The 23855-nt window shown below is 67.1% G+C and carries 25 protein-coding genes; 12 read left to right on the forward strand and 13 right to left on the reverse strand.

Annotated features, from left to right (window positions below):
• Positions 1-23 precede the first annotated feature (23 nt).
• Complete coding sequence (locus B2G71_RS02610; RefSeq protein WP_098104177.1) at positions 24-1583, forward strand: BCCT family transporter; 1560 nt, start codon at positions 24-26, stop codon at positions 1581-1583.
• Here B2G71_RS02610 and B2G71_RS02615 read toward each other — a convergent pair.
• Entirely contained in the window at positions 1580-2017 is a 438-nt protein-coding gene (locus B2G71_RS02615; RefSeq protein ID WP_098104178.1) for a DUF2141 domain-containing protein, read from the reverse strand. The genes B2G71_RS02610 and B2G71_RS02615 overlap by 4 nt on opposite strands.
• A gap of 121 nt (positions 2018-2138) precedes the next feature.
• On the opposite strand from B2G71_RS02615, the gene B2G71_RS02620 reads away from it, so the two are divergent.
• Entirely contained in the window at positions 2139-2804 is a 666-nt protein-coding gene (locus tag B2G71_RS02620; RefSeq protein WP_098104179.1) for a glutathione S-transferase family protein, read from the forward strand.
• A 50-nt stretch (positions 2805-2854) separates the two neighbouring features.
• Here B2G71_RS02620 and B2G71_RS02625 read toward each other — a convergent pair whose 3' ends face one another.
• The gene (locus B2G71_RS02625) at positions 2855-3319 is read right to left on the reverse strand and encodes a cupin domain-containing protein (RefSeq protein ID WP_098104180.1); all 465 of its coding nucleotides are present in this window, start codon (positions 3317-3319) and stop codon (positions 2855-2857) included.
• A 56-nt stretch (positions 3320-3375) separates the two neighbouring features.
• Here B2G71_RS02625 and dapE point away from each other — a divergent pair, with 56 nt between their 5' ends.
• Together dapE and B2G71_RS02635 are read left to right on the forward strand one after the other, a co-directional pair.
• Positions 3376-4524 (forward strand): succinyl-diaminopimelate desuccinylase, encoded by a 1149-nt coding sequence (dapE, locus tag B2G71_RS02630; RefSeq protein WP_098104181.1) that lies wholly within the window; start codon positions 3376-3378, stop codon positions 4522-4524.
• Positions 4525-4591: 67 nt separating this feature from the next.
• Positions 4592-5830, forward strand: coding sequence for a dicarboxylate/amino acid:cation symporter (locus B2G71_RS02635; protein ID WP_098104182.1), 1239 nt, complete (start codon positions 4592-4594; stop codon positions 5828-5830).
• A gap of 9 nt (positions 5831-5839) precedes the next feature.
• On the opposite strand, the gene B2G71_RS02640 is transcribed toward B2G71_RS02635, so the two are convergent.
• From B2G71_RS02640 to dapB, 3 genes are read right to left on the reverse strand one after another with little or no spacing between them, the layout of a single operon-like run.
• Positions 5840-6235: a hypothetical protein gene (locus B2G71_RS02640; protein WP_098104183.1), complete on the reverse strand. Its 396-nt coding sequence runs from the start codon at positions 6233-6235 to the stop codon at positions 5840-5842.
• Position 6236: 1 nt separating this feature from the next.
• On the reverse strand, positions 6237-6935 hold the full coding sequence (gene nth / locus B2G71_RS02645; RefSeq protein WP_098104184.1) for an endonuclease III: 699 nt from the start codon (positions 6933-6935) through the stop codon (positions 6237-6239).
• Positions 6932-7660, reverse strand: a complete 729-nt coding sequence (dapB, locus tag B2G71_RS02650; RefSeq protein ID WP_098104185.1) for a 4-hydroxy-tetrahydrodipicolinate reductase — start codon at positions 7658-7660, stop codon at positions 6932-6934. The genes nth and dapB overlap by 4 nt, the downstream gene beginning before the upstream one ends.
• A 35-nt stretch (positions 7661-7695) precedes the next feature.
• Here dapB and B2G71_RS02655 point away from each other — a divergent pair, with 35 nt between their 5' ends.
• Positions 7696-8394 carry an NAD-dependent deacylase gene (locus B2G71_RS02655; RefSeq protein ID WP_098104422.1) on the forward strand — a complete coding sequence of 233 codons (699 nt, stop codon included), beginning with the start codon at positions 7696-7698 and terminating at the stop codon, positions 8392-8394.
• 361 nt (positions 8395-8755) lie between these two features.
• Here B2G71_RS02655 and B2G71_RS02660 read toward each other — a convergent pair whose 3' ends face one another.
• The 6 genes from B2G71_RS02660 to mutM form a co-directional block, all read right to left on the reverse strand.
• Entirely contained in the window at positions 8756-9283 is a 528-nt protein-coding gene (locus B2G71_RS02660; protein WP_098104186.1) for a hypothetical protein, read from the reverse strand.
• A gap of 328 nt (positions 9284-9611) precedes the next feature.
• On the reverse strand, positions 9612-10391 hold the full coding sequence (locus tag B2G71_RS02665) for a HesA/MoeB/ThiF family protein (RefSeq protein ID WP_206049260.1): 780 nt from the start codon (positions 10389-10391) through the stop codon (positions 9612-9614).
• The gene (locus B2G71_RS02670; RefSeq protein ID WP_098104188.1) at positions 10388-10807 is read right to left on the reverse strand and encodes a DUF983 domain-containing protein; all 420 of its coding nucleotides are present in this window, start codon (positions 10805-10807) and stop codon (positions 10388-10390) included. Before B2G71_RS02670 ends, B2G71_RS02665 begins: the two co-directional genes overlap by 4 nt.
• A 196-nt stretch (positions 10808-11003) precedes the next feature.
• Positions 11004-12431, reverse strand: a complete 1428-nt coding sequence (dnaA, locus tag B2G71_RS02675; protein ID WP_098104423.1) for a chromosomal replication initiator protein DnaA — start codon at positions 12429-12431, stop codon at positions 11004-11006.
• A 520-nt stretch (positions 12432-12951) separates the two neighbouring features.
• Entirely contained in the window at positions 12952-13212 is a 261-nt protein-coding gene (gene rpsT / locus B2G71_RS02680; RefSeq protein ID WP_098104189.1) for a 30S ribosomal protein S20, read from the reverse strand.
• A gap of 139 nt (positions 13213-13351) precedes the next feature.
• The gene (gene mutM, locus B2G71_RS02685) at positions 13352-14164 is read right to left on the reverse strand and encodes a bifunctional DNA-formamidopyrimidine glycosylase/DNA-(apurinic or apyrimidinic site) lyase (protein ID WP_098104190.1); all 813 of its coding nucleotides are present in this window, start codon (positions 14162-14164) and stop codon (positions 13352-13354) included.
• A 137-nt stretch (positions 14165-14301) separates the two neighbouring features.
• On the opposite strand from mutM, the gene B2G71_RS02690 reads away from it, so the two are divergent.
• From B2G71_RS02690 to B2G71_RS02715, 6 genes are all read left to right on the forward strand, one after another.
• Positions 14302-15045 carry a class I SAM-dependent methyltransferase gene (locus tag B2G71_RS02690; protein ID WP_098104191.1) on the forward strand — a complete coding sequence of 248 codons (744 nt, stop codon included), beginning with the start codon at positions 14302-14304 and terminating at the stop codon, positions 15043-15045.
• Positions 15046-15094: 49 nt separating this feature from the next.
• Positions 15095-16648 (forward strand): 2-polyprenylphenol 6-hydroxylase, encoded by a 1554-nt coding sequence (gene ubiB, locus B2G71_RS02695; RefSeq protein WP_098104192.1) that lies wholly within the window; start codon positions 15095-15097, stop codon positions 16646-16648.
• Positions 16615-17817 carry a hypothetical protein gene (locus tag B2G71_RS02700; protein WP_206049262.1) on the forward strand — a complete coding sequence of 401 codons (1203 nt, stop codon included), beginning with the start codon at positions 16615-16617 and terminating at the stop codon, positions 17815-17817. The genes ubiB and B2G71_RS02700 overlap by 34 nt, the downstream gene beginning before the upstream one ends.
• A gap of 27 nt (positions 17818-17844) precedes the next feature.
• Positions 17845-19512, forward strand: coding sequence for a bifunctional phosphopantothenoylcysteine decarboxylase/phosphopantothenate synthase (locus tag B2G71_RS02705; protein ID WP_098104194.1), 1668 nt, complete (start codon positions 17845-17847; stop codon positions 19510-19512).
• A complete protein-coding gene (gene dut, locus B2G71_RS02710) occupies positions 19496-19966 on the forward strand; it encodes a dUTP diphosphatase (protein ID WP_098104195.1) in 471 nt (156 codons plus the stop codon). Before B2G71_RS02705 ends, dut begins: the two co-directional genes overlap by 17 nt.
• Positions 19967-20075: 109 nt before the next feature.
• Positions 20076-21053, forward strand: a complete 978-nt coding sequence (locus B2G71_RS02715; RefSeq protein WP_098104196.1) for a phosphatase PAP2 family protein — start codon at positions 20076-20078, stop codon at positions 21051-21053.
• A 102-nt stretch (positions 21054-21155) separates the two neighbouring features.
• On the opposite strand, the gene B2G71_RS02720 is transcribed toward B2G71_RS02715, so the two are convergent.
• On the reverse strand, positions 21156-21818 hold the full coding sequence (locus B2G71_RS02720; protein ID WP_240529971.1) for a DUF4136 domain-containing protein: 663 nt from the start codon (positions 21816-21818) through the stop codon (positions 21156-21158).
• Positions 21819-22031: 213 nt separating this feature from the next.
• Between B2G71_RS02720 and B2G71_RS02725 the strand changes: the two genes are divergently transcribed.
• Positions 22032-22676, forward strand: coding sequence for an MOSC domain-containing protein (locus tag B2G71_RS02725; RefSeq protein ID WP_098104197.1), 645 nt, complete (start codon positions 22032-22034; stop codon positions 22674-22676).
• A gap of 61 nt (positions 22677-22737) precedes the next feature.
• Here B2G71_RS02725 and B2G71_RS02730 read toward each other — a convergent pair whose 3' ends face one another.
• Positions 22738-23835, reverse strand: a complete 1098-nt coding sequence (locus B2G71_RS02730) for a fatty acid desaturase (RefSeq protein WP_098104198.1) — start codon at positions 23833-23835, stop codon at positions 22738-22740.
• Between the last annotated feature and the right edge of the window lie 20 nt (positions 23836-23855).

The raw sequence follows: 23855 nt of genomic DNA on the forward strand, positions 1-23855 counted from the left end.
GCATCGCGCAGTCCCTGGCTGAGATGGCGACACCCCCTCTCGGCCGGGACGCCGGCTTCAATCCAACCGTGTTCTATGGCGCGATCGGCCTGATCGTCGCGCTGCTGGCGTTTGCCTTCATCAATCTGGCCGAGGCAGAGACGGTCTTCGGCGCCATCCAGCAATACGCCTCCACGAATTTCGGCTGGCTGCTGGTCGCGACGGTCAACGTTATGCTCGTCACCTGCGGCTTCATCGCCGTCACGCGGCTCGGCAATGTCCGGCTTGGCGGAGCCGAGGCGGTGCCGGAGTTCACTTACGCGGCGTGGTTCGCGATGCTGTTCAGCGCGGGGATGGGCATCGGCCTGCTGTTCTACGGCGTCGCCGAGCCGGTGCTGCATTTCGCCAATCCGCCGCTTTCGCAATACTCGACGCCCAACCCGGTCCGCGAGATGGCGGTCGCCGGCAATGCTCAGCACGCGATGGGGCTGACCTTCCTCCACTGGGGCCTTCACGCCTGGGGCATCTACGCGATGATCGGGCTGGCACTCGCCTATGTCGCATTCAATAGCGGGCGCACGCTCAGCATCGGCGCTTTCCTGCACGAGTTCTGGCCGAAGTGCCCGCGCCTGATCGTCGACGTGGTCGATATCCTCGCGATCGTCGCCACGGTCTGCGGCGTCGCCACCTCGCTCGGTTTCGGCGCCTCGCAGATCAACGCGGGCCTCACCTTCCTGTTCGGCGCGGGCGACACGATGGTCGCCAAGGGCATCATCATCGCGGTGGTGACCGGCATGGCGACCCTCTCGGTCGCCTTCGGGCTCGAGAAGGGCATCAAGGTGCTTTCGGAAGGCAACATGGCGCTGGCGCTGCTGCTGGTCACTTTCGTCTTCGTGATGGGGCCGACGGTGTTCCTGCTCAATTCGTTCATCCAGAACCTGGGCTACTACGTCCAGCGCTTCGTCTATCTGGCGACTTGGACCGAGAGCTATACGGGCGGCAAGTGGCAGCTCGACTGGACGATCTTCTATTACGCCTGGTGGATTAGCTGGTCGCCCTTCGTGGGCATCTTCATCGCGCGCATTTCGTATGGGCGCACCGTGCGGGAGTTCATCGCGGGCACGCTGCTGGTGCCGACGCTGTTCACCTTCGTGTGGATGACGATCTTCGGCGACAGCGCGATCTTCATCGAGCTGTTCGGCAAGGGCGGCCTGCAGGAGGCGGTCTCGACGAGCATGCCCGATGCGCTGTTCGCCTTTCTCGGCCATTATCCACTGACCTCGGTGATGTCGGGCCTCGCGATCGTGATCGTCGCGACCTTCTTCGTCACCTCGGCGGACAGCGGCGCGCTGGTCGTCGCCATGATCGCCTCGGGCGGCGATCACGAGGCCGGGCTGATCCCCCGCGTCACCTGGGCTATCTCGATGGGCGTGCTCGCCGCCGGGCTGCTCTACGCGGGCGGGCTCGGCGCGCTGCAGACCGCCGCCATCGTCACCGGGCTGCCGTTCGCGCTGGTACTTCTGGTCATGGCCTGGGGCACGATCCGCATGCTCGCAAAGGACCCGCAGATTCTGCCGGACAAGGCGAGGCGGCTCCCCGGCTAGGGGATCTTGTGCACGGCAAAGCCGATGCGCAGCGGCGCCGCGCCGTGGTCAAAGGCAGCCGCGGCGAACTTCGGGCGTGACATCTTTACGCGCACGTCGTTGGAAAAACCCACCAGTTCGAGCGGCATGCCGATGAAGTTGCGGTCCGCCTTGCCGTTGCCGTTCGCGTCCCAATAGGCCTGCGCGGCGTAGCGGCCGGGCGGCACCCCCGGCACCGTGACCACCGTCGTGCCCGCTTTCGCCGGCGCCTCGGCCGACCATGGGCAATCCTCGCGGGTGAACTGCTTTTCCGGACAGATATCGACGTGGACGCGCCCCCTGGCCGCGCCGATGCCCGCGACCTCGACCGCGATCGTCGCTCCGGACGGGGCCGCGCACAGCGGCACCGGGACAGCGAGGATCAAGCCTGAAGCGAGCAGGGATAAGCGGATCATCCGCTGATTATGAGCCATTGCGGATCGTAAGTCCACGGTTTCGCGCATGCTGGAGCAGTCTCGACAGGATATGGCGCACGATATAGGGCGAGCGCTTCGCCGCACAGGGACGCCAACCCCAATGAAGCTGATCATCGGCAACAAGAACTATTCGAGCTGGTCGCTGCGCGCCTGGCTGGCGTGCAAGCAGTCGGGTCTCCATTTCGAGGAGCTGACCGTGCCGATCCTCGGCGAGGACTGGGAGCAGCGCAAGCGCAACGATGATGCTCTCGCGCCCTCCTCGGGCAAGGTGCCGATCCTGTGGGACGGCGACGCGGTGGTGTGGGACAGCCTCGCGATCATCGAATATCTCGCCGACAAGGTCGGGCGCGACCGCTTCTGGCCCAAGCAGGACGCCGCGCGCGCGATGGCGCGCTCGATGGTCGCGGAAATGCACTCGAGCTACCTTCCTTTGCGGCGCACCTGCCCGATGAACGTGCGCGCCCGGATCGAGGGCGCGACGATCGACGACGATGTGCGCGCGGACATCGTGCGCATTCTCCAGCTCTGGGCCGAGGCGCGGGCGCGCTTCGGCAAGGGCGGGCCGTTCCTGTTCGGCAGCTTCTGTGCCGCCGACGTGATCTACGCCCCGGTCGTGAGCCGGTTCCTCTCCTACGGCATCGGCGTTCCCGGCTTCGCGCAGGCCTATATGCAGGCGATCTGGGAGCACGAGTGGATGGCGCAGTGGATTGGCGCCGCGGAGGACGAGGAATGGGTCATCGAGCAGTACGAGAGCCCGGTGGCCTGAGGCCGGCCCAGCGTTAGCAGGGCTGGCGCTTCTCGAGCGGTTCGCGTGCGCTACCGCAGCCGTTCGGTGCCATAGCGCGTGCCGTCCTTGCGGACGAACCCGCGCTCGTCCCACATCATGTCGATGTCCGAATAGCCGCCGCTGCCCGATGTGTTGCCCGCGCTGATCGCGATAAAGGCGACATCGGCCCCGCTTTCGTTGACGATGTGGTGGCCGTTCTTCACCCCCTTGGGCCAGGCGCATACGTCGCCGGCGCGCAGCACCGTGCGCCCCCCGTCCTCGATCAGCACGGCCTCTCCGGCGAGCATGACGACCAGTTCGTCTTCCTCGTCGTGCCAGTGGCGCTGGCTCGACCAGCCGCCGGGCTTCAGCACGACATGGCTCGCGCCCATTTCGGTGAGCCCGCCCGCCGGGGCCAGGCGCCGCCACCAGCGACCCGCGACCGCCTCGTCGAAGGGAGGCGGATAGCCGGTCGCGTTCGACTGGGGCAGCGAATCGAGATCGAGCTTGGGCATCGGGACGCTCTCCGGCTTGTGTCTCGCCAGCCTAGCCCATATGCCGCCAACCCGGAATGACACAGACCGCCACATCCTCCGCAAAGAGCGTCGCCGAACTGGCCGAGGCGCTGATCGCCTGCCCCAGCGTCACGCCGGCGACGGGCGAGGTGTTCGACTGTCTCGAAGGCCAGCTCGCGCCGCTCGGCTTCGCGGTTTGGCGTTTCCTCGACGGCGAGGCGCCCGACGGGCCGGTCGAGAACCTCTTCGCGATCCGCAAGGGGCCGCAAGGCAGCCGCCATTTCGCCTTCGCGGGCCATCTCGACGTGGTCCCTCCGGGCGAGGGCTGGACCAGCGCGCCCTTCGCTCCGGAGAGGCGCGGCGAACTGCTTCACGGACGCGGCGCGGTCGACATGAAGGGCGCGATCGCTGCGATGGTCGCCGCGGTGCGCGAGGTCCCGGCCGAGGCGGGCACGATCAGCTTCATCATCACCGGTGATGAGGAAGGCCCCGCCCGCTACGGCACGCGCGCGCTGATGGACCATATGCGCGCGCTGGGCGAAATCCCGGACCTGTGCCTCGTCGGCGAGCCGACTTCGGTCAATCGTCTCGGCGACATGGCCAAGATCGGCCGGCGCGGCTCGGTGAACATATTTCTCGACGTCGAGGGTGTGCAGGGCCACGTCGCCTATCCGCACCTCGCCGACAATCCGATCACCCGCCTCGTGGCGATGCTCGCCGAACTCAAGGCGATCGTGCTCGACGAGGGGACCGACTGGTTCCAGGCCTCGAACCTCGAAGTGACCGATCTCACCGTCGGCAACCCGGCGCACAATGTGATCCCCGCGAAGGCGAGCGCGCGGATATCGATCCGCTTCAACAACCTGCACACCGGCGCCAGTCTCGCCGAGCGCGTGGCCGAGATCGCCAAGCGCCACGGCGGCACCGCCCGCGCGCTGATCTCGGGCGAGTCCTTCCTCACCGAACCGGGCGCCTTCTCGGCGATCGTAAGCGATGTCATCGAGGCCGAGACCGGCATCCGACCCGAGCTTTCGACCAGCGGCGGCACTTCCGACGCGCGGTTCCTCAAGGACTTCTCGCCGGTGATCGAGTTCGGCCTGTGCAACGCGACGATGCACAAACGCGACGAGGCGGTCGCGCTGGCCGATCTGGAAGGGCTGGCGCGGATTTACCGCCGTATCGCCGAGACCGCGCTGGGCGCTTGAATTATGGGCGCGCTCTTGCGAGCGTGCCGTCGATCGACATCGCCCGAAGCGGGCAGGGGGACTTTCAATGCTGGCTACCTGGTTCAAGATTCCCCTGTGGCAGCGCGTCGTCGCCGCGCTCGTGCTCGGCGTCGTGGCGGGCATCTTCTGGGGGCCCGACGCCGAGAGCATAAAGTGGATCGGCGATTTCTTCATCAAGTCGATCAAGATGCTGGTGGTGCCGCTGATCTTCTTCTCGCTCGTCTCGGGCGTCGCGGCGATCGGCGACTTGCGCAAGCTGGGCGCGGTGGGCGGACGCGCGCTGCTGTTGTTCGTGGTGACCGGCCAGATCTCGGTCTGGCTCGGGTTGCTGCTCGGCACCTTCTTCGCCCCGGGCGCGGGGCTCGATGTCGATGCGATCGAGCGCGGCGCCACGCCCCAGCCCAACGAGACCAACGCGGTCGACATGATCCTCTCGATGATCCCCGAAAGCCCGGTCCAGGTCATGGCCGACGTTCAGGTGCTGCCGCTGATCGTCTTCGCGCTGCTGATCGGCGTCGGCATCCTCATGGCGGGCGAGGAAGGCACACCCGCGCAGAAGATCTTCGATTCGGGCTCGGTGATCATGCAGAAGGTGACGATGGTGGTCATGGAGCTGACGCCCTTCGGCGTCTTCGCGCTCATGGCCTGGGTCGCCGGCACGCTGGGGCAGGACGCGCTGTTCGCGCTCGCCAAGCTCGTGGGGCTGAATTACCTCGGCTGCCTGCTGATCATCTTCGGCATCTATTCCGCGATGATCCACTTCCTGGCGAAGTTGCCGGTGCACGATTTCTTTCGCGGCATCATCGATGCCATGGCGGTGAGCTATTCGACCGCCTCCTCGAACGCGACGCTGCCGGTCACGCTGCGCTGCGCCGAGCGCAACCTCGGCGTCAGCAACTCGGTCGCGAGCTTCGTGATCTCGCTCGGCGCGACGATCAACATGAACGGCACCGCGATGTATCTCGGTCTCGCCACGCTGTTCGGCGCGCAGGTTTTCGGCGTCGATTTGTCGTGGGGCGACTACTTTCTGATTTCGGTCCTGGCGACGCTGGGCGCGGTCGGCGCGGCGGGCATCCCGGGCGCCGGGCTGATCATGATGGCGCTGGTGTTCGGCGCGGTCGGCGTCCCGCTCGAGACGATCGCCTTCGTCGCGGGCGTCGACCGGATCATGGACATGATGCGCACCACCACCAACGTCAGCGGCGACGCCGCCGTCGCGACCGCCGTCGCGGTGATGACCGGCGAGATCGACCGCGAGGAAATGATCAGCGCCGACGACGTCTGACCGGCGGGGTTACTTCGCCAGCTTCACCGGCACGAACTGACCGAGGCCGCAGCCGGCGCCGCGTTGCAGCGATCCGCCATAGTTGTTCAGCACGTAGATGATATCGGTGCTGCAGAGCCGGCTCAGCGAGGTCTCATAGCTGAACGAGTCCGCCGAGCGCAGCCCGGGGCATTTGTTCGGCAGCGTGTTGCGCCATACCTTGTCGCCGGTGCCGATGAAGTCGATCGTGCGGTCGTCGCGGATCTCGCTCGACCGGAAGCTGGTCAGTTGCAGGCAATTGACCGGTTCGCCCACGATTTCGGCGGCCGGCGCGACGGGCTTCGTCGCGGTTTCGGGCGCGGATTGCGAACATGCGGTCAGCCCCACGGCGGCAAGCGCGGCGCAGCCCAGTTGGTGGAGTTTCATTTCAGCCTCCTTTGTCAGCCTGTCGTTTTTTCCTCTCTTTAGACGTAACCGCAAGCTTGACCCCGCGTTCCAGGATCTTCGGCTTGAAGCCGCACAAGTCGACCACCGGGCAGCGCCAGCACTCCGGCGTGCGCGCCTTGCAGATGTAGCGCCCGTGGAGGATCAGCCAGTGGTGGGCTCCGACGCGGAAAGGGCCGGGAACCTTCTTTTCCAATCCCTGCTCCACCGCGAGCGGCGTCTTGCCCTTGGCGAGTCCCGTGCGGTTGCACACCCGGAAGATGTGCGTGTCGACCGCAAAAGTCTCCGCCCCGTGCGCGGAATTGAGCACGACGTTCGCCGTCTTGCGCCCGACGCCGGGGAGCGCGGTGAGGGCGTCGCGATCGGCGGGAACTTCGCCGCCGTGGTCGCGCTCGAGAATCTCGGACAAGGCGATGACGTTCTTCGCCTTGGAGTTGAACAGCCCGATGGTCTTGATGTGCTCTTTCAGTTTTTCCTCGCCGAGCGCGACCATCTGTGCGGGCGTCGTCACCTCGCGGAACAGCGCGCGCGTTGCCTTGTTGACGCCGACGTCGGTCGATTGCGCCGAGAGCACCACCGCGACGAGCAACTGGTAATCGTTGCCGTATTCGAGTTCGGTCTGCGGATCGGGATTGGCCTCGGCCAGCCGCCGGAAGAACTCGAAGATCTCGGCCTTCCTCAAAGCCCCAGCACCTCTGGCATGGTGTAGCGCCCCGGCGGCTGGCCGATGATCCACTGGCAGGCGCGCACCGCGCCCTTGGCGAAGATCGCGCGATTCTCGGCCATGTGCGAGAGCGTGAGGCGCTCGTTTGCGCCCAGGAACAGCACTGAGTGGTCGCCCGCGACGGTGCCGCCGCGCAGCGATGCGAAGCCGATCGTGCCGGTGCCGCGCTTGCCGGTGATGCCGTCGCGACCGCGTTCGCTCTCGTTTGCGAGGTCGATACCTCGACCCCGCGCGGCCGCCTCGCCGAGCAGCAGCGCCGTGCCCGAGGGCGCGTCGACCTTCATCCGGTGATGCGTTTCGACGACCTCGATGTCCCAGTCCTCGCCTAGCCGGCTCGCCGCCTCGCGCACGAGATGCGCGAGCAGCGTCACGCCGAGCGAGGTGTTGCCGGTCTGGAGGACGGGGATCGTCTCGGCGGCGTGGTCGATGAGGAAATGGTGGCGCTCCTCCAGGCCCGTCGTGCCCACGACGATCGGTACCCCCGCGGCGGCGGCGGCATCGAGATTGCCTTCGAGCGCGTCCGGCGCCGAGAAGTCGACGAGCACGTCCGAGGCGGCGGCCAGCGCGGCAAGGTCGCCGCCGCGCCCGATCCCGCCCCCGAGCGCCTCGCCCGCCTCGGCGAGGGCCTCGGCGATTGCGCGCCCCATCCGCCCCTCGCTGCCGATGATCCCGATTCTGGCCATTGATCAATCCCTTCTGCGCGTGTCTCATGGCCGCGATGAGCCAGATCCGCAACATCGTGATCCTCACCGGCGCGGGCGTGAGCGCCGAAAGCGGGATCGACACCTTCCGCACCGCGGGCGGCCTGTGGGAGCGCTACAAGCCCGAGGACGTCGCCACGCCCGAGGCGTTCGCGCGCGATCCCGACCTCGTGCTCGGCTTCTACGACATGCGCCGCGCGGCTATCCGCGACAAGCAGCCCAACCCGGCGCACGAGGCGCTCGCGCGGCTCGACGCCGAGTGGCCGGGCGAGCTGCTGATCGTCACCCAGAACGTCGACGACCTGCACGAGCGCGCGGGCGCTCATCGCGTGCTCCACATGCACGGCCAGCACAATACCGCGTGGTGCACCGCCTGCGATTCGCGGCCGCCGTGGTCGGGCACGATGCGCGACCGCCCGCCGTGCCCGGTTTGCGGCGAGCCGGCGCTGCGCCCCGACGTCGTCTGGTTCGGCGAGATGCCCTACCGCATGGACGAGATCTTCGCGGCGCTGCGTGAGGCCGACCTGTTCGTCTCGATCGGCACCTCGGGTGCGGTCTACCCCGCAGCCGGCTTCGTGCGTAACGCCCGCGAACTGGGCGTCGCGACACTCGAACTCAACCTCGAACCCTCGCAAGGCTCGCACTGGTTCGACGAAGCGCGCCACGGCCCCGCTGGCGAGATCGTGCCGGCGTGGGTCGAGGAGATGCTGGAGTAGGGGCGCAATGCCAGGACGGTTGTGGGGGCGGACATGGGGGCACGGCACCACCACGCGCCGGCCTGAGTTCGGCCAAGTGGCGGCTCTCGTTGAACGCCTTGCGAGCCGCGGACGGGGGAAAAGTCGCGGGAAGCAGCCGCTCGCAGTTGCACTAGAACGCGTCAGCTTTGCGCCTAAATCCCGGACGTAGAAGCTAACGCTGTGAAAGGTCCAAAGCTGTCATTCCCCATTTAATCTTGAATGATCAGGCTCCGAAGCGGGTTTAGTCAGTTACTACCGTCCCTGGGGCGGACTAGTGACAACTAACTCCCCCGAAAGCGGCCAGACCGCTCGCGGCCCAACTTCAGCTGGATGACAAGCTTCACAAGTCCAATGCATTGCGCAGCGAAGTTACCGCCTCTGGCGGGCGTCCAGTGATTGAGTCTCCGATAATGCCTGGCACCTGGCAGGTCTTGTTGAACCAGGTCTTTTTGGAGTTGCGAACATCGGGATTTGCACGGAGAGCCATGCCGATCATGACCGTTTCTAATTCATCAATCTCACGGCCCGAGCGCTGAGATGCGCGGCAGAAGTTGCGACGACGGGGCTCGACTTTGGCGAGGAGATGGATCGCAGGATAGCCCCTCTTTTGCTGGCCAGCGCTGACGTAATGATTGAGCTTGTGCTCATGGAAAATCTCGCCGCGGAACCCCGCTTTAGCATTCGTCTTGCCGACGTACCACGGAGTGTAATTGGTTCCGTGACACGTCGAGAAGATGTAGATGCCGATCGCTTTCGGAAGCCCCGGAACCATGTTCTCAATCTCGTCCCAGAAATGTCGTAGCGCGAGCCCGCTCGCTTCTGCTTCTGCTCGAGGTGCCCAAAAAGGGCCGTAAACTTCATATCGCATTTAGATGCGCTCCCCTAGGTCCCTACATCTATAGCGAAAATCGACTTGGCGACTACACCCTCCAGTCACCCGATAACTTGCCCGCCTGATGAGTGCTCGTCGTTACGCTCTGCGTTGGTCGAGGAAACAACCCGATGGCTATGTCTAACTAACATCGGCTTTTGAAGGTTTGTGCAGGCTTACCCGACCGGCTGCTTCCGGCCCAGTTTCTGCTGATCAAAATCCTCTCGGCGAACGTCCGCAAAGTCGTCGTGTCCGGAAAGTCGTCTGCCGCCCGATATTCCTGAATAGCCGCCATTCCTCGCCGTTCGAAACTGGCCCACCCCTCCTAGCTCGCGCCAACGGCGGAGCAGCCCTTGCACGACGGGTCCTTGGCGATCGAAAGCGCGCGCATCGCGGGCGCGAGGCCGTCGATGAGGTGGAGCTTGCCGTATTGCGGCTCGCCCAGCGTAGCGTGGCCTTCGAGAAGCACGCGGATCGCGTGCATCGCGCCGAAGGTCGCGACCATCCCCGCCATCGCGCCGAGCACGCCGTCGGCGGCGCAGGTGTCGCAGTCCTCGGCGTCGAAGGCATCGCCCACGAAGCAGCGGTAGCAGGGCTGGTCGGGCAGGTGACCGGCGAAGTTGCCGACTTGTCCCTGGAAACGGCCGATGGCGACACTTGTCAGCGGTATGGCGAGCTTGACACAGGCATCTGACACCGCGAGCCGAGTCGCGAAATTGTCACACCCGTCCAATACGAGGCTCGCGCCGGAAAGGACCTGCGCGGCGTTTTCGCCACCCAGTCGACCCGCGAATGCATGGACTTCGAGGCCAAGATCAAAACGCCGCACCCATTCGGCCGCCAGTTCCGCCTTGGGCTTGCCGATATCCGACGGCGTGAAGATGGTCTGACGCTGGAGGTTCGAGACGTCGACGACGTCATCGTCCACCAGCGTCAGCCGGCCTATGCCGGCTGCGGCGAGATACTGGAGCGCCGGGCTGCCGATCCCGCCGCAGCCGACCAGCACCACATGCGCCTGGCCGAGCGCGACTTGTCCCGCGCCCCCCACCTCGGGCAGCACGATGTGGCGGGCGAACCGGCCGACCCTTTCGCTTTCGAGAGTCACGCCTCGCTCGTCGGCTCGGGCGCCGTCGGCTCGCGGGGCCGCTCTTTCTCGAATCCGTGGAGCCCGTGCCACCATTGCGCGGCGATGACCGCGCCCTTGGCGGGCTGGAGCAGGCCGAGCATCATCACCAGCGCGGTCGGGATGATCAGCGCGAACATCGCCAGCGGCGAGAGCGCGAAGTCGAGCGCGAGCATGATGATGACCGGCGCGAGCACGTGGCCGGTCACGAAGATCGCGATGTAGGCCGGAAAATCGTCCGCACGGTGGTGCGTCCAGTCCTGCCCGCACGCGGCGCAGGCATCGACCGACTTCAGCCAGCGGCGAAACAGCGGAGCGCCGTCGCAGCGCGGACAGCGCCCGCGCGCGCCGCGCACGAGCGCCTGGACGAACGTCTGAGGCAACGAGGGGGGTGACATTGTCGTGTCTCTAGGCCCCCGCGCGGGGCGGGGGAAGAGGGGATCGAAACCGCGCCAGGCGGCGCGCCAAACCTGCCCCCCTTGCCCGCGCCTGCGGACAAGCCTGTGGATAGCGCGTGGGCAAGCCGGTGCGCAGCCTCTGGAGAAGCTGTGCACCGGCTTGCGGATTGCCTGTGGCTTGCCTGTGGAGCGCGGATCAGCTTTCGAGCTGGCGCAGCAGGCTCCTGACGTCGCCGTCCATGTCGGCATCGCGCGTGCGCAGTTCCTCGATCAGGCGCACCGCGTGGATCACCGTCGAGTGGTCGCGCCCGCCGAACTTGCGGCCGATCTCGGGATAGCTGCGCGGCGTGAGCACCTTGGCGAGATACATCGCGACCTGTCGCGGCCGGACCACGGCGCGCGCGCGCCGCTTCGAACTCATCTCGGTGCGGTCGATCCGATAGAACTGGCACACCGTGCGCTGGATCTCGTCGATCGTGATCCGGCGGCGGTTGGCCGAGAGGATATCGGTGAGCTGCTCCTCGGCGAGCTGCAGCGAGACCACCTGCCCGGTGAGCTGGGCATAGGCGATCAGCTTGTTGAGGCCGCCGACCAGTTCGCGCACGTTGCGATTGATCGTGCGCGCGAGAAACTCGATCACGTCGGCGGGCACGTCGACCGCGGCGAAGCGCTGCAGGCGATTTTCCAGGATCGAACGGCGCAGTTCGATGTCGGCGGCGAGGATGTCGGCGACGAGGCCCATCGACAGGCGCGACAGCAGGCGCGGCTCGACTCCGTCGAGCGCCTGCGGCGAGCGATCGGCGGCGAAGACCAGCCGCTTGCCCTCGGCCAGCAAGGCGTCGATCGTGTAGAGCAGTTCCTCCTGCGCGGCCGACTTGCCGATGATGAACTGGATGTCGTCGACCAGCAGCAGGTCGAAGCCGCGCAGCCGTGCCTTGAACTCGATCATCTGGTTCTGGCGCAGCGCCTGGACGAATTCGACCATGAAGCGCTCGGCCGAGCAGTAGAAGATCCGCGCGTTGGGGTGGCTGGCCAGATAGGCGTGGCCGATCGCGTGGAGCAGGTGTGTCTTGCCCTGCCCGGTCGCGGCCTTGAGGTAGAGCGGCGAGAACTGCGGCTCTTCGCGCGCCGCCATGCGCTGCGCCGCGTTGAAGGCGAGGATGTTGCTGGTGCCGGTAACGAACGAGGCGAAGGTCAGCGAGGCGTCGATGCCGATCCCGCCCTGGCCGAGCGATGCGAAGGCGTCGTCATCGAGCACCGAGCCGAGCGAATCGCCGCCATGGGCGCCGTCGTTGGCGGCGCGGCGCGGATTGCCGCCGCTGCCGAGACGCAACTCGGGCAACTGGCGCCGGCCCGGCTGAACGAGGATGCGCACGTGGCGCACGTCGGGCCGGGCGATCTTCCACGCCAGCGAAAGCCGGTCGGCGAAGCGATCCGACACCCAGTTCGCCGAGAACTCGGTGGGAAGATAGAGATCGAGCGTGCCGGTCTCCTTGCACAGGCAGCCGGGCTGGATCGGTTTGATCCACTGGCTGTGCGCCTGCTGGCCGAGATCCTTGCGAAGGCCCTGACTTATATCAGCCCAATCCGCTGCGAGATTGAGGGCCTCCTGATCCTCTTCCATTGCGCTGTTGTCCACCTTTGACTTCTTGCTCGCGCCCCTGGCGCCGCCTGCGACCGAACCTGACACCCCAGTTCGCCTCCAGATAAGAAATGCACCCCTTGGCCTAACGGATAATCGAGGTGACGCGCGAACAGTTCCCCACCACCGCAAAGCAACCGCTTGCAGCGTGAATCAGCTCGTGATTTGATTCATTCCCCGGCCAGTTCCGCAACGGCCACGAGTCTTTTGAAAGGTCGGACGGGGAGGTGCAAGCGCAGGGTCAACATCGGAGCTAAAATTCTTCGGTTGACAGCGCAAAGCCCGCAGAAATCCGTTGGGTTTCTTGTAACTCTTTCAAAACAAAGAGATATTTTCGGCGCTTCGGCTCATGGCGCAGCGAATCCCGCAGGAATCCTACAGTTTTGTGAATTGCAGGTCGGGCTGCAAAAAACGCAAAAAGGGGAGCGCATCGGCTCCCCCTTACGGCGTTCTCACTTCGTACCGCGGAACGACCGGTCACATGACCGAATCGATTCGCGAATCAGAGCGCGGCGACCCGCTTGGTCAGGCGCGACATCTTGCGCGAGGCGGTGTTCTTGTGGAGCACGCCGCGCGCGACACCGCGCGCGAGTTCGGGCTGCGCGGCCTTGAGCGCCTCGGTCGCGGCTGCCTTGTCGCCGCCGGCGATTGCGGTCTCGACCTTCTTCACGAAGGTGCGGATGCGGCTCATGCGATTCGTGTTGACGAGCGCGCGGCGTTCGTTGCGGCGGATGCGCTTACGGGCTTGCGGCGTATTGGCCATGTCTGTCCTCTGTCATGGCCGCCGGTGCGGCCTAAATTGCAAAAAACGAAATCGGTGACGGCGAGCGGAGTCGCCGGAAAGCGCGGCCCTTAGCCGTGAAGGGGGCTCGCGTCAACCCGAACGGTGCGGCGAAAACCGCCTATTTCTGGCATTTCGGGCACCAGAACGTGCTGCGGCCACCCTGCGCGAAGCGCGCTACGAGACCACCGCATTCGCACGCGTCGCCCTCGCGGCCGTAGACGCGCCAGGAAGCGGCGAAATAGCCCAGCTCGCCAGAGGGCTGCGCGTAGTCGCGAATCGTCGATCCCCCCGCGGCGATCGATTCGCCGAGCACGTCGCGGATCGCGGGCACCAGCCGCTTCAACGCGGGCAGCGAGACCGCGCCCGCCGCCTTGTCGGGCCGAATGTGCGCGCGGTGGAGCGCCTCGCACACGTAGATGTTGCCGAGCCCGGCGACGATTCGCTGATCGAGCAGAAGCTGCTTGATCGGCGCGATGCGGTCCGTGAAGGCGCGATGCAGGTAGGCGGGCGTCAGCATCTCGCCGAGCGGCTCGGGCCCCATCCCGGCGAAGGGGCCCCAAACCTCGAGGTCCTTGGTCGCGACGAGGTCGACGGAGCCGAAACGGCGCGCGTCGTTTAGCGCGAGGACGCGGCCCGAGCCGGTCTCGATCACGAGATGGTCATGCTTGCCAAGCGTCTCGGGCTCGATCCGCCAGCGGCCCGACATCCCCAGATGAAAGACCATGGTGCGTTCGCGGTCGGTGGCGATCAGCCCGTACTTTGCCCGGCGCGAAAGTCCGGTCACCGTCGCCCCGGTCAGCGCCTGGACGAGGTCGGGCGGGAAGGGGCGCCTCAGGTCCGGCCGATTGACCACGACGCGCGCCAGCCGCTCGCCCAAGAGCTGGCGGGCCAGTCCGCGCACGGTGGTCTCGACTTCGGGAAGCTCGGGCATCGCCAGCGCTTAGGGTGAGTCTCGGAGGGAGGCAAACCGCATCGGCCGATTTTCGCGGCGGGCAGGCGGTCGATGTTCGCGAACAAACACCACGAGTTTCGGTAGCCTCGCCGCCGCGCGCAGGTTAGAGGGTCGCCATGAACGAGAAGGTTTCCTTCGGCTACGAAGACGTCAGCCCCGAGGAAAAGACCGCGCGCGTGGGCGGCGTCTTTTCCAGCGTCGCCGCCAAGTACGACGTGATGAACGACGCCATGTCGGGCGGGATGCACCGCTTGTGGAAGGACCGCTTCGTGCGCCGCGTCAAGCCGTGCCCGGGCGAGGCGATCCTCGACATGGCGGGCGGCACCGGCGACATCGCCTTCCGCATGGCGGCCAAGGGCGCGGACGTGACCGTCGCCGACATCAACCAGGACATGCTTGACGTCGGCGTGGCGCGCGCGATGGAGCGCGGCATGGCAGAGGGAACGGGGAGCTTGGTCTGGTCGTGCCAGAACGCCGAGAAACTCGACTATCCCGACCGCACCTTCGATGCCTATACGATCGCCTTCGGTATCCGCAATGTGACCAGGATCGACCAGGCACTCGCCGAGGCCTACCGCGTGCTCAAGTTCGGCGGACGCTTCTTCTGCCTCGAATTCTCGACGACGGAATGGCCGGGCTTCAAGGAAGCCTATGACGCCTATTCGCACCGGCTGGTGCCGAAGATCGGCAAGATGGTCGCGGGCGATGCGGACTCGTATCGCTATCTGATCGAGTCGATCCGGCGTTTCCCGCCGATGCCCGAATTCCAGGCGATGATCGCGGCGGCGGGCTTCACCGGCACGCGGGTCGAGCCGATCATGGGCGGCCTCGTCGCGATCCATTCGGGCTGGAAGGCGTGATCGCAGCAAGCGAGCAGGGCCTCCCGCGCGCGGGAGGAAGAGGCCGCGCATGACCCGCCCCTCGACCCATGTCCTGCGGCTGCTCAAGTGGGGCCGCGTCCTCGCGCGCCATGGGGCGCTGCGCATCATCGAGGACGGACGCAACACGCCCCCTCAGGTCCGGCGGCTGTGCCGCATCGCGCGCATCGGCACCATTCAGCCGAAGGAGCCCGACTATGCGGGCGCCTTCCAGGCTGTCGGTCCCGCCGCGATCAAGCTGGGCCAGACGCTCGCGACGCGTCCCGACATCGTCGGCGAGGAAGCCGCGCGCAACCTGCTCTCGTTGCAGGACCAGCTGCCCCCCGCGCCGTTCGAGAGCGTGCGGCGCGAGATCGAGCTGGGCTTCGACCAGCCGCTCGAGGCGCTGTTCTCGCATTTCGAGACCGAGCCGGTGGGATCGGCCTCGATCGCGCAGGTCTATCGTGCGACCACCACCGAGGGCCGCAAGGTCGCGGTCAAGGTGCTGCGCCCCGGCATCCGCGAGCGCTTCGCGCAGGACATCGAGACCTATGAGTGGGCCGCCGCGCATCTCGAGGCGCTGGGCGGCGAGGCCTCGCGGTTGCGTCCGCGCGCGGTGATCGCCAACCTCAAGCGCTGGACCCTGCGCGAGCTCGACTTGCGGCGCGAGGCGGCTTCGGCTTCCGAACTCGCCGAGGCGATGCGCGGACACGAGGGCTACAAGGTCCCCGAGATCGACTGGGACCGTACCAACGGCCGGGTGATGACGCTCGAGTGGATCGAGGGCATCAAGATCAGCAACATGGAGGCCCTGCGCGCCTCGGGCGTGGACATGCCGGTGCTCGCGCGGCGTCTGGTTCTGACCTTCCTCACCCAGGCGATCAGCGCCGGGCACTTCCACGCCGACATGCACCAGGGCAACCTGTTCGTGCAGGGCGACGGCACCATCGTCGCGATCGATTTCGGCATCATGGGGCGGATCAACCGGCGCGCGCGGCAATGGCTGGCCGAGATCCTCTACGGCCTCACCACCGGCGACTACCGCCGCGTCGCGGAGATCCATTTCGAGGCGCAATATGTGCCGAGCTATCACTCGGTCGAGGAATTCGCGACCGCCCTGCGCGCCGTCGGCGAGCCGATGCGCGGCAAGCCGGTGAGCGAGCTTTCGGTCGGGCAGATGCTCGACAGCCTGTTCGCGATCACCCGCGACTTCGACATGCAGACCCAGCCGCACCTGCTGCTGCTGCAAAAGACCATGGTCATGGTCGAGGGGCTGGCGACCGCGCTCGACCCCAAGATCAACATGTGGGACGTCGCCGCGCCCTTCGTGCGCGGCTGGATTCGCGATGAGCTCGGCCCCGAGGCGGCGATCGCCGACCGGCTGCGCGAGGACGTGGCGACGCTCTTGCGGCTGCCTGACGTCGTGCGGCGGATCGAGGAGCGTTATCCGCCCAAGGGCGGCGCGCCCGAGCAGGCGCCCTTGCCCGAGGTCGAGCTGGTCTGGGATCGCAAACCCGATGTTAACCATGGGGCGCGTTATGCTCTTGCGGCAATCCTTGGGGGCGCCGCCGCATGGGCGATCACGTACTGGAGCTTTCTGAGCTAGCGAAACGCGTCGACGCGGCAAACCGCGCGTCGGAACGCGATGGCGCGCGCCCGGATGTCTTCGCGCGTGTCCCGCGCCATCTCGCGCGGGTGATGCTCGTCGTGCTGGCGCTCTTGCTGTTCGCCGCGATGGTCGCGAGAGGCGGGCTCGTTCCCACTGGCGCCGAACCGCCAGCGGCCGAAGCGCCGGGGCCCTCGGCTATCGGCGATGCGGACCTCGATCTCTATGCCCGCGCCAGCGAGCGGATCGCGGCGGGCGAGAACTACTACGATTTCATCGTCGCCGAGCAGCGCGCGCGCGATTATCCGGTGCGGCCCGGCCTCACCGTGCGGCTGCCGACGCTCGCCTGGCTGCGCGCCTTGCTGGGCGAACCGGGGATGATCGCGGCGGGATTCGCGCTGGTCGCGGCGGTTGTCGCGGCCTGGTGGCGGCGCTTTGGCGAGGAGGGTGTTTCGCCGAGGCAGCGGCGCATCGCCACCGCGCTGGTCTTCGTCGGCTGCTCGCTGGCGCTCAATCCGCATTACCTGACGATGCACGAGCTTTGGGCGGGCTGCCTGATCGCGCTTGCCTTCGGTCTGCACAGGGTCGGCGCGCGGGGCGAAGGCGGGCGCTGGGTCGCGGCGTTGTGCGCCGGTGCGGTCGCGCTGGCGATCCGCGAGCACGCGCTGCCTTTCGTGCTGCTGATGGCGGCGGTCGCGGCGTGGCAGCGCAACTGGCGCGAGGCGGCGGCGTGGAGCGCGCTCGTTGCGGTGTTCCTCTCCGGTCTTGTCTGGCACCTTGCGCTGGTGGCCGGGCATGTCCTGCCGAGCGATCCGTCGTCGGCCTCCTGGCTAGCGCTGCGCGGGCTTGCCGGATGGCTCGGCAACGTCGTCGAGGCGAGCAACCTGCACGTCCTGCCGCGCTTCGTCTCGGGCCCGCTGGTGATCCTCATGGCGTTCGGGTGGCTCGGCTGGCGCAGCCGGGGCGGACCTGTCCTCGCGCTGTTCGCGCTGGGCTACGGTCTCGCCTTCGCGATCGCTGGGCGCGCCGACAATTTCTACTGGGGTGCGGTGGTCGCGCCTTCGATGTTCGCCGGTCTCGCCTTCGCGCCCGCCGGCTTTGCCAGGCTGCTCGCGGCGGCGGAGTTGCGTGCGGGCGGGCGCCTCGGGCGGCAAACTGATTGCGCGTAAGTTAATGCTGTTGCAGAAGCCCCAAGCATGAGCGGCCCGCGCATTCTCCTGATCGTGGGCGGTGGTATCGCCGCCTACAAGGCCTGTGAACTCGTCCGCACCATCCGCAAGGACGGCGGCGAAGTGACGTGCGTGCTGACCGAGGGCGGCTCGCACTTCGTCACGCCGATGGCGCTTGCCGCGCTTTCGGAAAACCCCGTCTACACCACGCTCTGGGATCTCAAGAACGAGACCGAGATGGGGCATATCCAGCTTTCGCGGCAAGCCGACCTCATCGTCGTCTGCCCGGCGACGGCGGACCTGCTGGCGAAGATGGCGGCGGGTATCGCCGACGATCTGGCGACCACGCTGCTGCTCGCCACCGACAAGCCGGTGATGGCGGTGCCGGCGATGAACGTGCGCATGTGGCAGCATGCCGCGACCATGCGCAACGTCCATATCCTGCGCGATGCCGGGGTCGACGTGATGGAGCCCGACGAGGGCGCGATGGCGTGCGGCGAATGGGGCCCGGGCCGCCTGCCCGAGCCGATCGCCGTGTGGCAGCGCATGGCCTGGGCCCTGGGCCTCGATCCGATCGAAGTGGCACCGCTGCCGGGCAGCACGCCCGCGCTCGCGCACAGCGGGATGCCGCCCGAGTTCTATCCCGGCCCGCCCGAGTTCACCGGTCCCGGGTCCGAAGAGGCGGACGAGGACGAAGGCTCGATCTTCGCCGGGGGCGGGCTTTCCGGCTCGCTGATCACGCGCGGCATCGGCAAGGCCAGGGAAGACTCGGCGGGCTTCGACCAGGCTGTCGTGACGCAGGAGCTGGGCCTGCCGGAGATGACTCCGGAAATGCACGAGCGCGCGGGTTCGCTGCTGTCGAAGAAGGGCGCCGCGCGCGCCGCGCCGCCGACCGATCCCGAAGCGATCAACCATCTGATCCAGGCCGACCGGTCGGCCCCGCCGGAGCCGATCGAGGGAGAGGACGCAGGCGCGTTCCCGCGCAATTCGCTGGCGGATGCGCCCGATCCGCTCGCGGGCCAGGGCGATTTCGACGTCGCGCCAGAGCATCGCCCGCTCTATGGCCGTCACGTTCTGGTCACCGCCGGCCCTACCTGGGAGCCGATTGATCCGGTGCGCTACATCGCCAATCGCTCGTCGGGCAAACAGGGCTTCGCGATCGCCGCCGCCGCCGCCGCCGCGGGCGCGCGGGTCACGCTGGTGGCGGGCCCGGTGCATCTCGAGACGCCGCCGGGCGTCGACCGCATCGACGTGGAGAGCGCGCGCGAGATGGCCGACGCGGTGAAGAAGGCGCTGCCCGCCGATATCGCGGTGATGGTCGCCGCCGTCGCCGACTGGCGCACCGCGGACGTCGCCAAGGCCAAGATCAAGAAACGCGGTTCGGCTCCGCCCGCGCTGCTCCTCACCGAAAACCCGGACATCCTCGCCGGAGTCGCCGCGCGGCCGGACCGGCCGCCGCTGCTGATCGGTTTCGCCGCCGAGACCGACGACGTGATCAAGTACGCCAAGGAAAAGCGCAAGCGTAAGGGCGTCGACTGGATTATCGCCAACGACGTTTCGAACGGCGTTATGGGGGGCGATGCGAATTCGGTGCATATCGTCACCGGCACTGGGGTGACGAGCCTGCCCGAAATGCCCAAGGAAGAGGTCGCTACGATCCTCGTCGAAAGAATGGCCGATGCACTCGCAAAATAACGTCCCGGTTCCCGTCAAGCGCCTGCCGGCCGCCGAGGGACTCGATCTGCCCGCCTATGCCACCGACGGCGCGGCGGGCATGGACGTGGTCTCGGCCGAGGACGTAACGGTCGCGCCCGGTGCGCGCCACGCGGTCGCAACGGGCCTCGCGCTGGCGATTCCGGCCGGTTTCGAGATTCAGGTCCGCCCGCGCTCGGGCCTCGCGCTCAAGCACGGGGTGACCGTGCCCAACACGCCGGGCACCATCGATTCGGACTATCGCGGCGAACTGAAGGTGATCCTGATCAACCACGGCACCGAAGCCTTCGCCATCAAGCGGGGCGACCGCATCGCGCAACTGGTCCTGGCCCCGGTGGTGCGCGCCTCGTGGCTCGAGGTCGAGGAACTCGACGAGACCGTGCGCGGCGAGGGCGGCTTCGGTTCGACCGGCGGCGTGGTTTCGCTCGGCAACTGAGCACGCGGGCATAGAAGCCCATGCGCAACCGCGCGTTAACCATTCTCGCCTAGTCCGTCAGCCGAGGACGCGGCCCGTTCCGCCGCCCCGGCTCGAGGATCTGCGCACGATGGCCGAGAAGGACTGGATCTATCCCGCGATCGCGCTGACGCTCGGGCTCGCGCTGGCCGCGCTGGTGGTGACGCCCGATCCGGCCGGCATGCTGCCCAACCTCGTGATCCTGCCGTCGTGGATGCTTGCCTCGGCGGTCGTCGGCAGCGTCTATGCGTTGCTGCGGATGATGGCGCTGGGGGTGAAGAGCCCGATCGCCGAGTTTGTCCGCGTCGTGCGTGAGGACCGCAAGTGGCTGCTCGGCACGGTGCTTCTCGTCGGTCTCGCCGGGGCCAACATGATGGCGTTCCTCTGGTTCAAGCCGCTGCTCAACGCTCTCGTGCCGTTCCGCGCCGATCCCTTTCTGGCGCGCGCCGACAACCTGCTGTTCTTCGGTCACGACCCCTATGTCTTCCTCACTTGGCTCGACTTTCCGGGTGCCGAGCTCGTATACCACAAAGTCTGGACCGCGATGATGATCCTCACCTTGCTGGTGATCGCGACGCGTCCCCCGTCTCCCGACAAATCGGCGGTGATGCTCGGCTATTTCGTGCTGTGGAGCCTCGTCGGCCCCGCCATTCACACGCTGATGCCTGCCGTCGGGCCGATCTTCTATGCGCGCATGGGCTATGGCGACCAGTTCGCGGGGCTGGTGCCGGGCGTCGAGACGCGGGCGATGGCCGACTATCTCTGGGCGGTCTACGACGCGAAGCTGTTCGGCGCGGGCAGCGGCATCTCGGCAATGCCATCGCTCCATGTCGCCACTGCAAGCTGGATGGCGATCGCTTTCTGGGTTCTGGCCCGGCGCTACTTCGCGCCGATCGCGGCGCTCAGCTTCCTCATCTTCCTGATGTCGATCGCGCTGGGCTGGCATTATGCACTCGACGGCCTGGTCGGCGGCGCGAGCGCGGTGCTGGTGCATCTGGCGCTGCGTGCCTGGTTCCGCGCGCGGGCGCAGCGCGAAGCGCAAGCCGAGGGTGTCGCCGTCGCGGGCTGAGCCCGCTCCCTACCAACTGCGTCAGGATCGCACGCAAAAAGGGCGAGCCCGCCTTTCGGCGAACCCGCCCCTCGGTGTCTCCCTTTCGGGGAGCCCGCGTCGTCAGTTGCGTGATTTCTCCGGCGCGACCGTAATGCGCGTGGTCTCTCCGGAGTTCCCGGGGAAGCCGGTGAACATGGCTTCGACGAGGTTGGGCACCAGATATTGGAGATGGTTCGACGTCGACACCGCTTCGGCCTGCCCTTCGAACAGCCGCTTGCCGTCGGCCTTGCGATCAATCTTGAGTTCGATACCGCTGGTGTAGACGGTGTAGCTAGTCACCGAATTGTCGAAGAACGGATCGTACCAGCCATAGGCCCACGGTCCGCCGCGGCCATAGAAGCCGATCCGGCCATAACCGTACCACGGGTCCCAGTAGGGCGAACGACCGATTCCGGTGGAGCGGACCCGCTCGCGTCCGTTGTCGACGCCGTAGTCGAAACGGACGATGAGCTGCGCCTGCTCGGGGCTGGCGGCGGGGGTGTAGCCCAGGCTCGCCATCTGGTCGGTCACGAGGCTCGCGTACTGACCGAACTCGATGCCGCCCGCGAGGCTCGGGTCCTCGGCGACGACCGCGAAGGTCTGGCCCTGCGGCGGCGGAAGCTGCGACTGGAAGCGCGAGACATCGGCCTTGAAAGGCGAGGCGCAAGCCGCGACCGCCATCATGAGAATCGCCACCGCGCCGATGCGAAGCCGCCGCAATGCCTGGTTATCGTTCGGTTTCATCGTCGTTTTCTCCACGAGCGCGAGGGGGCTCGTCCCGCCTGCTTCGGCGCTGCCCTTTTCCATATCATTCCGCTCTACAGGATCGGCCCTGAATAGTGGTTGAATAGAACGACTTACGCGGCGAGCTGAGTCCGTACGGCTATTGACAAATGATAATCACAAGACGCTGCCGCCTTGCCTTTTCCGTATCCTATGTAGGAACGTGGAGCGGCAATGGCGACTCTCATTCTCTCGATACAGGTCGGAAGGGCGCGCGCTTTTCGCGGTGAAGAGCAAAGCGCGATCGGCAAGAGCGCGGCGATGGGCCCGGTGCGCGTGACCCGGCTCGGCCTCGCCGGTGACGAGCAGGCCGACCTGACCGTCCATGGAGGGCCCGACAAGGCGGTCCATCACTACCCGCATGACCACTATGCCTGGTGGCGCGGGACGATCGGCGCGCACCCGCTGCTCGACGCGCCCGGCGCCTTCGGCGAGAACATCGCGACCGAAGGGCTCGACGAGCAGACGGTCTGCATCGGCGACCGCTTCCGCCTCGGTTCCGCTCTGGTCGAAGTGAGCCAGGGCCGGCAGCCGTGCTGGAAGCTGGACCACCGCTTCGAGCGGCGCGACGTCACTTCGGGTGTGGTCGTGTCGCGCCGCACCGGCTGGTACTATCGCGTGCTGGAGGAGGGCGCGGTCGCGGCGGGCGACGATCTCGCATTGGTCGAGCGGCCCTGGCCGCAATGGAGCGTGGCGCGCACTTTCGGCCTGCTCATAGCCGGCGACCACAAGCGCGACCGCGCCGGGCTCGAGGCGCTGGGCGAAGTGGCGGTGCTGGCGGACCCGTGGCGCCGGCGCAGGGCGGCGCTTCTGGCGTGAGACCAGGTGGTCGTCGGGCGCGGCCGGGGTTCGCGGTTGCCTGTCCGGGCCGTGCGGGCTTTCAGCGCAGCCGCATGGTGCTGCGCGCCAGTCGGCCGACGAGCGGCAGCAGACCCGGGTAGCTCGCACGCGAATAGGTGCAGTCCGCGCCGAGCTGCGCCGAAATGCGACGGTGGCATTCGGGGAGCGAATGATAGGGCATGCTCGGCAGCAGGTGGTGCAGCGCGTGGTAGCGCAGACCGACCGGCGCCCAGAGCTCGGCGACAAAGCCCGGCGGCGGGACATTGACCGAATCGAGGTACTGCGCGGTCACCGTCATCTGTTCCCCCTCGTTCTCCCACAGATGGGCGACGAGCGTGCGGATCTGGTTGAGCACCGCCACCACCGCGACCACGCCGAGCGCGATCAGCAGCGGTCGCCAGCCGAATGCGAAGACGCTGGCGACGAGCGCGAAGGCCCACAGGCTCGCGCCCAGTTCCTGCCAGAACACCATCTTGCGGAACTCACCCTCGGGCGGACGCCGGCGGAAGGCCGGGTTGATCGAGAGCGCGGAGACTCGCTCCCAGACGATCTTGCGCACTGGCGGCACGACCGCGCCGAGCGGCACGAGCACGGCAGAGCGCAGCAGCAGCGCGGGCGGCAGCAGGATCGCGGTCAGCAGGAACACCGGCAGCGACCAGGGTTTCATCAGCGCGAGCGGCAGGTACTCGGGGTCCTCGATCGTGCCGTAGCGCGTGCGCGCGTGGTGGAGCGTGTGGACGTTCTCGTACATGAACGAGGGCGTGAGCAACGGGATGCCGACGAGCAGGTTCCAGGCGAAGCGGAAGCCGGGCAGGGCGTCGCGGTGGATGTGCGTCAGTTCGTGGATGAACAGCAGCGCGCGGTAGAGCGCGAGCACCGAGATCACCGCGCAGAGCACCGCCAGCGCCGGACTGGCGAGCAGGATCGCTCCGGCGAGCCCGGCATAGCCGACCAGCGCGGAGACCAGCATGTCCGGCCAGTAATAGCCGGGCCGCGCCTGGGCGATGTCGCGCGTCAGTTCGACTGCGGCGCGGAGCATCTCCTTGTCGTCGGCAATGGGCTTGAGACGCGTGCGGGCCTCGGCGCGCGCCGCCGTCTTCCCCGGAGTGGGTGAAAGCAGAGAGTCGTGGGCAGTCATCGTTCGAATATCCAAAGGTC

Origin of the sequence: Novosphingobium sp. PC22D (genome assembly GCF_002556635.1) — a bacterium.
GTDB lineage: Bacteria > Pseudomonadota > Alphaproteobacteria > Sphingomonadales > Sphingomonadaceae > Novosphingobium.

Bases quoted from the DNA above. Each gene is read 5' to 3' on its own strand.
- dapB (WP_098104185.1), bottom strand. From the start codon at position 7,660: ATGGCCAGAATCGGGATCATCGGCAGCGAGGGGCGGATGGGGCGCGCA.
- B2G71_RS02625 (WP_098104180.1), bottom strand. From the start codon at position 3,319: ATGCCCAAGCTCGATCTCGATTCGCTGCCCCAGTCGAACGCGACCGGC.
- dut (WP_098104195.1), top strand. From the start codon at position 19,496: ATGCACTCGCAAAATAACGTCCCGGTTCCCGTCAAGCGCCTGCCGGCC.
- B2G71_RS02620 (WP_098104179.1), top strand. From the start codon at position 2,139: ATGAAGCTGATCATCGGCAACAAGAACTATTCGAGCTGGTCGCTGCGC.
- ubiB (WP_098104192.1), top strand. From the start codon at position 15,095: ATGACCCGCCCCTCGACCCATGTCCTGCGGCTGCTCAAGTGGGGCCGC.
- B2G71_RS02635 (WP_098104182.1), top strand. From the start codon at position 4,592: ATGCTGGCTACCTGGTTCAAGATTCCCCTGTGGCAGCGCGTCGTCGCC.
- B2G71_RS02615 (WP_098104178.1), bottom strand. From the start codon at position 2,017: ATGATCCGCTTATCCCTGCTCGCTTCAGGCTTGATCCTCGCTGTCCCG.
- B2G71_RS02715 (WP_098104196.1), top strand. From the start codon at position 20,076: ATGGCCGAGAAGGACTGGATCTATCCCGCGATCGCGCTGACGCTCGGG.
- B2G71_RS02730 (WP_098104198.1), bottom strand. From the start codon at position 23,835: ATGACTGCCCACGACTCTCTGCTTTCACCCACTCCGGGGAAGACGGCG.
- dnaA (WP_098104423.1), bottom strand. From the start codon at position 12,431: ATGGAAGAGGATCAGGAGGCCCTCAATCTCGCAGCGGATTGGGCTGAT.
- B2G71_RS02720 (WP_240529971.1), bottom strand. From the start codon at position 21,818: ATGAAACCGAACGATAACCAGGCATTGCGGCGGCTTCGCATCGGCGCG.
- B2G71_RS02700 (WP_206049262.1), top strand. From the start codon at position 16,615: ATGGGCGATCACGTACTGGAGCTTTCTGAGCTAGCGAAACGCGTCGAC.
- B2G71_RS02610 (WP_098104177.1), top strand. From the start codon at position 24: ATGGCGACACCCCCTCTCGGCCGGGACGCCGGCTTCAATCCAACCGTG.
- B2G71_RS02655 (WP_098104422.1), top strand. From the start codon at position 7,696: ATGAGCCAGATCCGCAACATCGTGATCCTCACCGGCGCGGGCGTGAGC.
- dapE (WP_098104181.1), top strand. From the start codon at position 3,376: ATGACACAGACCGCCACATCCTCCGCAAAGAGCGTCGCCGAACTGGCC.
- B2G71_RS02640 (WP_098104183.1), bottom strand. From the start codon at position 6,235: ATGAAACTCCACCAACTGGGCTGCGCCGCGCTTGCCGCCGTGGGGCTG.
- B2G71_RS02660 (WP_098104186.1), bottom strand. From the start codon at position 9,283: ATGCGATATGAAGTTTACGGCCCTTTTTGGGCACCTCGAGCAGAAGCA.
- rpsT (WP_098104189.1), bottom strand. From the start codon at position 13,212: ATGGCCAATACGCCGCAAGCCCGTAAGCGCATCCGCCGCAACGAACGC.
- mutM (WP_098104190.1), bottom strand. From the start codon at position 14,164: ATGCCCGAGCTTCCCGAAGTCGAGACCACCGTGCGCGGACTGGCCCGC.
- B2G71_RS02690 (WP_098104191.1), top strand. From the start codon at position 14,302: ATGAACGAGAAGGTTTCCTTCGGCTACGAAGACGTCAGCCCCGAGGAA.
- B2G71_RS02705 (WP_098104194.1), top strand. From the start codon at position 17,845: ATGAGCGGCCCGCGCATTCTCCTGATCGTGGGCGGTGGTATCGCCGCC.
- B2G71_RS02725 (WP_098104197.1), top strand. From the start codon at position 22,032: ATGGCGACTCTCATTCTCTCGATACAGGTCGGAAGGGCGCGCGCTTTT.
- B2G71_RS02670 (WP_098104188.1), bottom strand. From the start codon at position 10,807: ATGTCACCCCCCTCGTTGCCTCAGACGTTCGTCCAGGCGCTCGTGCGC.